Below are 10,595 nucleotides of genomic sequence, written 5' to 3'. Positions count from 1 at the left end.
GAGCCTCCATCAGACCCGGGGCGATTCACATCGGTGCGGTTCGGGAAGCAGGGCGGCACACACCCTCTGCATTGTGGGTCCCCGAAAGTCGTTGTCACGAGTTGGGCTCGGGCACAACGAGTTCCGGCGTTGGCCGAGTCAGGACTCAGCGTTGCGTACGACGAGGGCTGTCCCGTCGTCGAGGAGCTTGAGGCGTCGGACGTCGCCCTTCGCCTCCTTGAGCGCTGCCGCCCACACCAGGGGGTCGGGCTTTCGGGACTCGACGGGGCTCGACTTCGACCGAGAGTGGCGGGGGGTCACGAGGTTGAGGATGCCAGTTCGTGGTCGCACGTTTCGCACACGGAGGCCGCGGGATCAGCTGACTCCCCGGTCATCTCGCCTTGAGGCGGCGCACCAATGAGGTCAGCGCGTGGCTCATCGCCTCGTCGATCTCGGGCAGGTCGCGGTCGTAGATGCGGCCCATGTCGAGGCGCGCAGACAGATCGAAGAGGACGACGGCGAACTCTCGTGGCGTCTTGGGCCGATGCTCGATCGGCACCTCGACGACCTGTCGCTCGACGACCCTCTCGGTCTTGGGCCTCACGGTCTCGATGACTCGGTCAACCACCTCGACCGCAGACCGGTCGGATCCGACGGCGCGCCGCTGTTCCCACGCCCGATGCCGGCATGTCGACGAGCACCACTTCGGGATTCGACCGCGAGCGGGGATCGGTGTGCTCGCGCCGCACCACCCGCAGGCGACAATCTGCCCCGGCAGGCGTGTACCGCGCGGCTTCACGGGGCGGGTTGCGGCCGTGACCTTCTCCACCCCGCCGGCATCCAGACCGGCGAGGAGTGTCAACTGCGTGGGAGCCGACGTCGCTCCCGCTCGTGTCCTCCGCCGTTGCCTAGCGCTTCTCGTTGCCACGACTACCTAAGCCATCCGATTGGCCCTGGCGGTCACGCCCTCTGAGCTGTCTCAGTTGTGACAACGACTTGGCAGGGACCCGGGGTGCATTAGGTGTGTGGTCGGTATGTGGGTCGCGTGCGAAGGGAATCGCAGGCCTCGTTCGGGAGGACGGGAGACGGCCGGCGCTGGGTGCAAGAACAGCACGTGGAAGGAGGGCGGGTTCGAGAGGCCCTGTCGGCCTTCGCTGGCGGGATCGATTGGGTGCATGGCCCGGTAGGGTGGCGCGGGGTCCTCGGCGGAGGCGGGTTTGCGGGTCGCTTAACGCGACTCCCGGTCGAGCCCCCATGGCGCCGCCGCCGCGCTATTGGACGACGGCGCCGGGTCGACCCATACCAAGCGACGAAGTGCACACCTTGGTGCTGGGAGGGGATGCACTATGCGACATCGCGAAGTACAAGGATCCCCACCATGGTCGCCATCGCCACCGACGACATGACCCCGGTCATCAACCGCCTCCGCCGCGCCCAAGGCCAGATCGGCGGCGTCGTCCGACTCATTGAGGAATGCCAGGGCTGCAAGGCCGTCATCCAGCAGCTCGTTGCCGCCAAGAAGGCCCTCGACCGCGCCGGCTTCGTCATCGTCTCCTCCGGCCTGCGCGGTTGCGCCTCCTCACCCGAGGGCATGACCGACGAGGATGCCGCCACCCTGGAGAAGTTCTTCCTGTCCATGGCGTGACGCGCGCGGCTCTGGCCCGAGAGTGGTCAGGTGGTCGGCAAGATCGGGAACTCGCGCGCTTCAACCGGCGCGGTGCTCCTCGAGGTGGCGGAGGACGGCGAGGACGCGCCGGTGCTCTCCGGTGGTGGCTTCGCCGAGGCCGAGCTTGTGGAGGATGCGGCTCACGTGGGTCTCGACGGTGCGGTCGGTGAGGACGAGCCGGTCGGCGATGCCGGTGTTGGTCAGCCCCTCGGCCATGAGGGCGAGGACCTCCCGTTCCCGCGCGGTGAGTGAGGACAGCGCCGACGAGCCGCCGAGCATGAGGCGGGCCACGACCTCCGGGTCGAGGGCGGAGCCGCCGGCGTGGACGCGCTCGAGGGCCGCGAGGAAGTCGTCGACGTCGAGGACGCGGTCCTTGAGGAGGTAGCCGAACCGGCCGGCGGCGACGAGGTCGACGGACAGGCGGGACTCGACGTGCTGCGACAGGAGCACCACCCCGGTGTCGGGGAGCTCGTCGCGAATGCGGGCGGCGACACGCGCCCCGTCGTCGGCGTGGTCGGGCGGCATCCGGATGTCGAGGACGGCGAGGTCGGGCCGGTGCCGCCGGACGGCCTCCAGCGCCGAGGGCGCGTCGTGGCCGTCGGCGACGACCTCGTGGCCCACCTCGGTGAGGAAGGACCGCAGCCCGGCGCGGAACAGTGCGGAGTCCTCGCCGATCACGATGCGCACGGGATCACCGCCAGCAGCGAGGTGCCACCGGACCGGCCCTCGCCCACGGTGAGCCGTCCGCCGACGGCGCTGACGCGGTCGTGGAGCATGCCCAACCCCGACCCCGGGGCGAGCCGGGCCCCGCCCGACCCGTCGTCGTGGATCGCCACGAGGACGGTGTCATCGTGCCGCCGGACGTCGAGGGCGACGCGGTTCGCACCCGAGTGCTTGACCGCGTTCGCGATCCCTTCGCTGGCGACGTAGTAGGCGGTGAGGCTGACGTGCTCGGGCAGTTCGCCCGCCGTGTAGGAGACGGTGAGGGGCAGCCCGCTGGATCGGCTGAGGCTCTCCAGCGCCGCGCCCAGCCCGTCGTCGAGGCAGCTGGGGCGCAGCCCGTGGGCGATCTCGCGCAGCTCGCGCACGGCGTTGGCGAGCTCGGCGACCGCGTCGTCGACCAGCGGGTCGAGTGGGACGCTGGCCCCGCCGGCCACCTGGTGCTGGGCCACGCGCAGCCGCATCCCGAGGGAGACGAGCCGCTGCTGGGCGCCGTCGTGCAGGTCCGTCTCGAGTCGCCGCCGTTCCTCGTCGCCGGCGCGCAGCATCCGCTGTCGGCTCGCCTCGACCTCGGCGAGGGCATGCGTCAGCTCGCCGCGCAGCCGGACCGACTCGGCGAGCAGGGCCGCCTCTCGGCCCACGTCGACCGGGACGGCCGGCTGCCCGGGACCCGCCACGATGACGCCGATGTCGCTGCCGGACAAGGTGATCGGGGTTCCGACGCCGAGCACCGGGTCTCCCCGTAGGTCGACGGGTGCCGTGGTCCCCGGGCGGCGGTAGCCGACCCGGATTCCGCGGTCGCGCATCGCGTCCCGCAGCACGGACTCGAGGCTCTCCGGGGCGTCGTCCCCGGCGTGGACCGCGTCGACGAGTGCGCGGACCGCGCCGATGCCGCGCGCCTGACGCGGGTGCAGGCGAGCGCCCAGGACCTTGAGCAGGAACGCCCGAGCCGGAAGGAGCAGCACCACCACGACCACTGTCGCCACGACCGCGGGCACGGTGGAGCCGCCGCCGAGGGCGAGCGCCAGGGTCGCGGAGAGTCCCGCGTGGGTGACCACGACGGCAAAGGCGAGCACGGGGTAGACAGCGGCCGCGACGACCGCGCGGTCGACGTCGTAGAGGTCGTGTCGCAGCATCGCGACGAGGGTCGCGGCGGGGATCGCGACGTTCATAGCGACGAGGCCGCCCAACGCGACCACCGGTGTCCCCGTGAGAAGGTAGCCGGCCCAGCAGAGCAGGATCGTCGCCGGGACGGTTAGGCAGGTGAGGAACATCCAGCGCAGCCGTGCCCGCTGCACCTCGTCCGTGGCTGCGCGGTACCGGCGACGGGTGGCCAGGGCCGCCATCACGAGCGACCCGTAGAACACCACCAGCGCCGGGACGGCGCCGTACCCGACCCTGTGCTCCCCGAAGGGCCGCGGCCAGTCGTCGAGCGGGGGCATCAGGGGGCCGGGGGCGACCGCGAGGAACAGGTTGAACGCGACGACCGACCCCAGCAGGGCCACCGCTGTGCGGCGCGCCCGCAGGTCGGCCGGACGGCCGTCGGGGAAGAGCAGCAGGACCATCGCGAACGGGACGAACCAGCCCATCCAGATGCCTTGGGTCAGGTTGAGCAGCACCGCGTTGCCGATGAGGCCGCTGGGTGGTGCGGCCAGCGCATCGGCCCAGTTCCCGTGTGCCATCTGCAGCAGGATGTTGGTCCCCGCGGCGGTCATCCACGTCCCCACCCAGTTCGCGGGGTCGTGCCGGGTGGCCAGCCACCCCGCGGCGAACGGTACCAGCGAGGCGAGGACGGCCCCGCCGACGATCCACGTCCCGGCCGGTTCGGCCAGGTCGCGGACCGCGACGACCGTGAGGGCCAGGAGCGCGACCGAGACCCCCCACAGCAGGTAGGTCGTGCGTCGGGCCCAGGGCATGGCTCAGGCTAGGGCCGGCCGAGCCGGCTCGTCATCCGTGCTGGTACGGACACAGGCTCCGGTACCGGCACCGACGATCCGACCCGGCCACGGCGGCGACGGTGGCACCTCGACCCGAAACCACCATCAGGAGAACGACCGTGACCACGACCGACCACCGCACCTCGACCGCCTCCTCCGAGGCGGCACCACCTCGCGACCTGCGCCGGACCTGGCGCCTCATCGCGGCCATCGCCCTCGTCGCCGGCCCGCTCGGCGTCACGCTGATCCGGCTCGTCATGCCCTACTGGACCGACGACGCCCCCGCACAGATGGTCGCCGGCTTCGCCGCCGACCCCGGGCGCGGGGCCGCGATGAACTGGATCTCGCTGCTCGTCACCCCGTTGCTGTTCCTCAGCGCCCTCGCCATGGGCTACGTGGCCCGGCGCCGCGACCCGGTCATCGCCACCTGGGGGGCGGCCGTGCTCTTCGGCGCCTACGCCCTCGGCAGCGCGGTCAGCGCGCCCGACATCCTCGTCGCCGCCCTGCTGGGCCGCGGCGACGACCAAGCCTCCGTGGCAGCCACCGCACAGCTCCTCATGGACACCCCGGTCATGCTCGCCGGAGCCCTCTCCTTCGTCCTCGGCCACCTCGTGGGGATGATCCTCGTCGCCATCGCCGTGGTGAGGGCGCGGGTCGTGCCCTGGTGGGTGGGCGTCGTCATCGCCGTGGCCCAGCCGGTCCACGTCGTCTCGGCCGTCGTCGTGCCGAGCCGGCTGCTCGACGTCGTCCTGGGGTGGGGCGCCACCACGGTCGGCTACGCCCTCGTCGCCCGAGCCGTGCTGCGCACCCCCGACGGGGAGTGGGACCTCCCGCCGATCGTCCGGTGACCCGTTGGCGCGGGCGAGCCGCGAGGCGGCTACCGCGGGCGCCGGGCGACGACTTCGTCGTCCGCGCGCTCGCCGGTGGTCTCGAACCCCAGTGCGGCATACAGCCTCGCCGCCCCGGTGTTCTCGGGCTCGTAGGACAGGGCGAACCCCGCTCGTGAGGCCCGGTCGGCCAGCAGCTCCAGAGCGGCGGCGACGGCCGCCCGCCCCAGGCCCCGCCCCTGGTGGCGCACGTCGATGATGATCCCGCCGAGCCAGCAGCTCCCGTCCTCGTCGTCGACGCCCCACATGAGCATGCCCACGACCTCGTCGCCCTCGAGGACGGCCATGGGGCGCCAGACCTCTTCATGCGCGCACAGAGCGAGGTAGTGAGTCGGCGAGGCGACGAAGGTCGACTGCTCGGGGGCGACCTCGAGGGCGGCGACCCGGCGCCAGGTGCTCGCATCGACCCGACGCAGCGTCACCTCTACGCTTGCATCAGCGCTTGCGCCAGGCCGGTTTGGGCTCACGTACTTTCCCCGCGAGTCGGCGGTACGACGCGCCTCCTGACCCTTCATCGGCCGGTCGCCTCGCGCACGAGGCCGGACAGGGCCGCGCGGTTGGGGGCGTGGAGCGTCGACAGGATCGAGGAGACGTAGTTGGACACCGTCTTGTCCGACAGTCCCAGCTCGGTGGCGATCCGAGAGTTCGGCCAACCGTCGGCGACGAGTCCAAGAACCTGGCGCTCTCGCAACGTGAGGGATGGGAATGCCTCTGCGGCAGGGGTGAAGGCCGCGGTGTCACTGATGCCGTGGAGCCGGTCGGCGACACTTGCACCCACGACGACAGAGCCGGCGGACACCGAGCGGATGGCGGCCACGACCTCCGCAGGGTCGGCGTCCTTCACGAGGTGCCCGTGCGCTCCCGCAGCCAGTGACCGGCTTGCCGTCGCGCCGTCCGCGGACATCGTCAGGACGAGGAGACGTGTTGTGGAGAGTTCTTTTCGCAGCCGTCGTACGACGTCCAGGCCGGTGCCGTCGGGGAGCCCCAGGTCGACGACGACGACGTCGGGGGCGGCCGAGACGATGCTGTCGATGCCGGAGACGTCCGAGGACTCGGCGACGACCTGGAGACCTTCGGCAGCCAGAAGATTGCGCAGGCCGTCGCGGAACAGCGGGTGGTCCTCGACGACGCCGACCCTGATCACGGTCACCCCTCCGAACCCGTCGTGAAGGTCGCGGTGAGGCGCGACCCCCCGCCGGGTCGAGGCCGGAGGGAGGAGGTCCCGTGGAGGGCCGCGGTTCGCGCCGCGATCGAGCCCAGACCGATGCCGGATCCGGCTGTGCCCGGGCCGATGCCGTCGTCGTCGACGACGACGCGAACCTCGTCACCGACGCGGGCGACGTGCACGCTGCAGTGGAGGGCCTCTGCATGGCGTCGGACGTTGGTGACGGCTTCGAGGACGACCCGGACGACAGCGGGTCGAACGTGGTCCGGGAGGGAGAGGTCGCAGGGCTCGACGTCGAGAGTGATCTCGGGCGGCCCCCCAGTCCCCAGTCGTTGCTTGAGCAGGGGTGCCAGCTGGGTGGGTTCGACGACGGTCGGGCGCAGGTCGTAGGCGAGCTCCCGCACGCGTGTCGCAGTGTGGCCGATTCCGCCGCGCAGCTCCTCGACCAGCCGGCTGGCCGTGACGGTGTCGTCGGTGGCAAGACGTGAGGATATGGCTGCGGCGGTGAGGGACAGGCCGGAGAGCGCCGGGCCCAGCTCGTCGTGGAGGTCGGCGTGAAGGCGGTCCCGCTCCCGGTCGCGGGCGGTCGCCGCTAAGTGGTGGGCCTCCGCCGCCGCTCGGGCGGCCCGGGCTCCGGCGAGCGCCGGAGCCGCCGTCACGGCGACGGCAGCCATGACGTCGAGGTCCCTCCGGGAGAGTGAGGTCTCACCGGGTCGCGCTGCGGCGGCGAGGACGGCCACCTCGTTGCGGTGCAGAAGGACCGGAACCTCGAACAGGTGCAGGGCCGTGTCTCCGGAGCTTCCGAGCACGTGGGGGCCGACGCGGACGAGCGAGGCCGGGCTGGCGAGGGCGTCGCGGACCGTCCTGGCGACGAGTGGCCCGACCTCCTCCGCCCCGGTGGTGCCCGCGAGCAGGAGGGGCAGTGCCCGCAACGACTGCTGCGGGCCGCGCGAGTACGCCAGCTGGGTGGCAAGCCGGTTCGCCAGCCACGTTGCCGGGAGTACGCTCACGCAGGCCACGGCCGTGGACCACCCGGGACTCCACACCTGCGTGAGCGCATGGGCGAGAGCGACGAGGACCGTTGCCGACACGGCCGTGACGACCCAACGCACGAGCTCGTCGACCGGGCCCTTGTCGCCGAGGGCAAGCCCGACCGCTGCAGCGACGGGCACGGCCCACATGCCCATGACTGACAGTACGGCGTACGCGGCGTGCTGCAGTACCCACGCGGGCCCACCGGGTAGCGCGGCGACCGCGCCCACCCCCAGAAACAGGCCGAGCGCGGGGGTTAGGCCCAACACGAGCCACTTCGTCGCCTGGCGTTCCGCGACCGAGGAACGGGATTGGAACCTCCATACCTGCAGGACGGCCAGAGCTGCGAAGCCTGCGATGAACGCCGCCGGCCATCCCAGCAAGACCCCTGCTGCACATGCGAGCCCGACCCCGGCAGCCCAATGTGGTCGAGGCGTGCCGGAGGGGTACACGGTGAGCAGGGCGAGCCAGGCCAGCATCGATACGCTGACCACCCACTGGGGCGGCGTCGTCCCTCTGAGGAGCGCCGTTGAGACGGCCGCCGTGGACAGCAGGACCGCCACGACCGCGCTCCAAACCACCCACCCAGCTGCGCGGGCCCCGCCGTCGGCCGACATGACCAGACCCTAGCGACGCAGACCCTGGGCGACCAGAGCCGCGACGACGGTGCCCACGACGATGAGCGCGACGACGAACCCCCACATCCCGTCGGGAGCTCCCGGCAGGAACGGAAGCACGATCGCTGACCAGGACTCGAGAACCCTCGTCGCGATGACGAGCCACAGGCCACCGCGATGGCCTCGCCAAGCGGGTATGACCGCCGCGAGAGTCGAGAGCCCAAAGACCAAGAGCAGCAGGCTCATCCACACCGGTTGAGGGGCCAACGATGGGTCGGTCTGGCCGAAGGTCGGATCGATCAGCGACCCGGCGCCGTTGATCACGTTGAAGACCGACATGACCGCCGCGACGGTCAGACCGATCCGGGACAGGATGCGTCGTCGCGATCGCGGAACGGACGGGGCGACGGTGGTGGTGGACATCGAACCTCCTAGGTTGGGACGTCCCGCCACTGTCAATCCGTGCCTCGGGGGCCGGTAGAGGCACGCGCTCCCAAACGCTGGGAAGGACTCAGGAAGGACATGGAGGCAGGGATTCCCCCAGAACGGGACAGTTCGCGCGCCGTAGAGATGACGGGTGGGTCCTCCCCGAGAACTGCGAGCCAAGAGTGCGGACCCGCCCACAACGAGCGACGCTGTCGCCGGGCTGTCTCTACCAGTGGTGCCCGCTGACATCTCGTGTCGGTCGCACGCGCTGGGCGCATGGCCCTCTATCGCGAGCTGCGCGACGTCTGCAGCCGCTCCTCATCGCTGAGGAGCCCACCCAGAGGCGACACCTCACGCATCTCGATGCTGCCGCGATCGAGGCCGTTGAGGATGCGGCGGATTCCCGGTACGTCGCGATCGTGGACCAGGCGTATCCAGCGCTCGAGGTTGCGGGTGTGTGGCTGACCTGTGATGCGCGTACGGAGGTGCTCGAGTCGCGACTCGATGTGGGGGATCCAGTCCTCCAGGGTCTGCGGAGACAGTTCGAGTGAGAGCTGTTGGTGCAGCTGCCAGGAGCGACGCTCCGAGCGCGTGAGATCCGGCTGGAGCGAGCGGCGGGTGACCTCGAGCTGGTACCCCGTGCACTCGAGGAGCCGGCCGAGCATGTCGTCGCTGAGCTCGGTGCGACCGGACACGAACTGGCTGATGCTCGGCTGGTGCACCCCGCTGAGTCGGGACAGGCGGGACTGGGTGGTGCCGGTCTCCGACATCACCTGGTCGAGCAGATCTCCTCGCATTCCCACTTACGGATTATAGCAAGCAGTGCTATATCACCGTCGGCGTCCAGATCCGGGGTCTGCCATTCGACTCAGGGCGGCTGCCAGAGCCTGGTCTCGGGCCTGTGAGGTGTGCAGATAGAGCGCGCTGACCTTCGGGTCGGCGTGGCCCATCCGGGCCTGAAGGGTTGCTTGGGTCGCGCCGGCGTCGGCCGCGAGGGTGTTGGCGGTGTGGCGCAGGTCGTGCCACACCATCCCCGCTCGTCCGATCGAGGCGGTGGCTGTCTGGAACGCCTTGAGCGTGGTGTGCCTCGAGATCGGCTGACCGTCGCCTCGGGTCCAGACGAAGTCCTTGGGGTGCGTCCCCGCCTTCGTCCCAAGGTACGTCCCCAGCGCCTCGGTCACGTGGTCGGGCATGTGGACGATCCGGATGCCGCGCTTCGACTTCGGCGGTCCGAGGACCAGGCGCGCGGGGTGGCCGACGTACTGCGCGGTCTGCCGGATGTGGAGAGCGCCCGTGGTCAGGTCGACGTCGCCGACGCGAAGTCCCGCGGCCTCGCCGATGCGCAGACCGCACCATCCGGAGACCAGCGTGAGCGCCTGCCAATGGAAAGGCATGGCGTCGACGAGGGCGGCGAGCTCGACGGGGGAGAGGGCCACCGACTCGCGAACCTTGGCGGTGCTCCCTCCGCCCTTGAGCCGGCACGGGTTGCGCGTGATCAGCTCGTCGTCCTCGGCGGTCTGCAGGATCGCCTTGAGGACGCTGTACGCCTTCGCGCCCGCGGAGTCGTTGCCACGCACCGCGAACTGACCGCGCCAGTGCCGCACCACGGCGCTGTTGATCTCGTCGAGGGGCAGGGTGCCGAACGCCGGGAGGATGTGGACGTCGAGGGCATTGCGGTACCCGGCGACCGTCGACGGCCGCAGCGCCTTGCCTCGCGTCGTCACCCGGCCCTCGATCCACTGCTCGGCGTAGATCGCGAAGGTCGACGCGCGGCGCCTCTCGACCTCCTTGGCCGCCTCGGCTGCCCTAACGAGGGGCGAGGTCCACCGCTGCTGCGAGATGAGGGCGCGCTCGACCGACAGCCACGCCTGGGCGTCGCCCTTGGTGGTGAAGGTCGACGGCCCCCTGTAGGTCACGAGGTCCGGCCCCGTGTACCGCGCCTGCCACCGCCCAGACGGCAGCTTTCGAAGGTTCCCGAATGCACTCTTGCCAGCCATGACACCCCTAAGCGCTTGGCACCTTCTTCGTGGCCACGACCGATGTCGTGCCAGATACGTGCCAGATGAACGCCGATTTGTGCCATATCTTGGCCTCTTCTGGCACTGACGGCGAGGGGCCAGAAATGACGAAAACCCGCTGGTGAGAGCGGGTTTCGCAGGGTGCCCC

Annotated in this window: 12 protein-coding genes; 2 read left to right on the top strand and 10 right to left on the bottom strand. The window is 70.8% G+C overall.

Features of this window, described 5'->3' with window-relative positions; genetic code table 11:
• Positions 1 to 138: 138 nt before the first annotated feature.
• Together N802_RS18865 and N802_RS18860 are read right to left on the bottom strand one after the other, a co-directional pair.
• Complete coding sequence (locus N802_RS18865) at positions 139 to 300, bottom strand: hypothetical protein (protein ID WP_156971524.1); 162 nt, start codon at positions 298 to 300, stop codon at positions 139 to 141.
• A 70-nt stretch (positions 301 to 370) separates the two neighbouring features.
• Complete coding sequence (locus N802_RS18860) at positions 371 to 583, bottom strand: hypothetical protein (protein WP_169743468.1); 213 nt, start codon at positions 581 to 583, stop codon at positions 371 to 373.
• Between the two features lie 774 nt (positions 584 to 1,357).
• On the opposite strand from N802_RS18860, the gene N802_RS18855 reads away from it, so the two are divergent.
• The gene (locus tag N802_RS18855) at positions 1,358 to 1,624 is read left to right on the top strand and encodes a metal-sensitive transcriptional regulator (RefSeq protein ID WP_035919509.1); all 267 of its coding nucleotides are present in this window, start codon (positions 1,358 to 1,360) and stop codon (positions 1,622 to 1,624) included.
• A 60-nt stretch (positions 1,625 to 1,684) separates the two neighbouring features.
• Here N802_RS18855 and N802_RS18850 read toward each other — a convergent pair whose 3' ends face one another.
• Positions 1,685 to 2,332, bottom strand: a complete 648-nt coding sequence (locus tag N802_RS18850) for a response regulator (protein WP_035919506.1) — start codon at positions 2,330 to 2,332, stop codon at positions 1,685 to 1,687.
• Positions 2,320 to 4,281 carry a sensor histidine kinase gene (locus N802_RS19780; protein WP_052110174.1) on the bottom strand — a complete coding sequence of 654 codons (1,962 nt, stop codon included), beginning with the start codon at positions 4,279 to 4,281 and terminating at the stop codon, positions 2,320 to 2,322. The genes N802_RS18850 and N802_RS19780 overlap by 13 nt, the downstream gene beginning before the upstream one ends.
• A 140-nt stretch (positions 4,282 to 4,421) precedes the next feature.
• Between N802_RS19780 and N802_RS18840 the strand changes: the two genes are divergently transcribed.
• A complete protein-coding gene (locus tag N802_RS18840) occupies positions 4,422 to 5,150 on the top strand; it encodes a hypothetical protein (protein WP_035919504.1) in 729 nt (242 codons plus the stop codon).
• Between the two features lie 29 nt (positions 5,151 to 5,179).
• On the opposite strand, the gene N802_RS18835 is transcribed toward N802_RS18840, so the two are convergent.
• From N802_RS18835 to N802_RS19775, 6 genes are all read right to left on the bottom strand, one after another.
• Positions 5,180 to 5,611 (bottom strand): GNAT family N-acetyltransferase, encoded by a 432-nt coding sequence (locus tag N802_RS18835; RefSeq protein WP_035919501.1) that lies wholly within the window; start codon positions 5,609 to 5,611, stop codon positions 5,180 to 5,182.
• An 89-nt stretch (positions 5,612 to 5,700) separates the two neighbouring features.
• The gene (locus tag N802_RS18830) at positions 5,701 to 6,333 is read right to left on the bottom strand and encodes a response regulator (RefSeq protein ID WP_156971523.1); all 633 of its coding nucleotides are present in this window, start codon (positions 6,331 to 6,333) and stop codon (positions 5,701 to 5,703) included.
• Between the two features lie 2 nt (positions 6,334 to 6,335).
• On the bottom strand, positions 6,336 to 7,541 hold the full coding sequence (locus tag N802_RS18825) for a sensor histidine kinase (protein WP_035919497.1): 1,206 nt from the start codon (positions 7,539 to 7,541) through the stop codon (positions 6,336 to 6,338).
• Positions 7,542 to 8,012: 471 nt separating this feature from the next.
• Positions 8,013 to 8,426 (bottom strand): hypothetical protein, encoded by a 414-nt coding sequence (locus N802_RS18815; RefSeq protein ID WP_035919494.1) that lies wholly within the window; start codon positions 8,424 to 8,426, stop codon positions 8,013 to 8,015.
• Between the two features lie 287 nt (positions 8,427 to 8,713).
• Positions 8,714 to 9,226, bottom strand: coding sequence for a helix-turn-helix domain-containing protein (locus N802_RS18810; protein ID WP_245614010.1), 513 nt, complete (start codon positions 9,224 to 9,226; stop codon positions 8,714 to 8,716).
• Between the two features lie 33 nt (positions 9,227 to 9,259).
• Positions 9,260 to 10,426 carry a tyrosine-type recombinase/integrase gene (locus N802_RS19775; RefSeq protein ID WP_052110173.1) on the bottom strand — a complete coding sequence of 389 codons (1,167 nt, stop codon included), beginning with the start codon at positions 10,424 to 10,426 and terminating at the stop codon, positions 9,260 to 9,262.
• Between the last annotated feature and the right edge of the window lie 169 nt (positions 10,427 to 10,595).

This window comes from Knoellia sinensis KCTC 19936 (genome assembly GCF_000768705.1).
GTDB classification, from domain to species: domain Bacteria; phylum Actinomycetota; class Actinomycetes; order Actinomycetales; family Dermatophilaceae; genus Knoellia; species Knoellia sinensis.
Note: the sequence above shows the minus strand (reverse complement) of the source record. Positions and strands in the feature narration are given on the sequence as shown.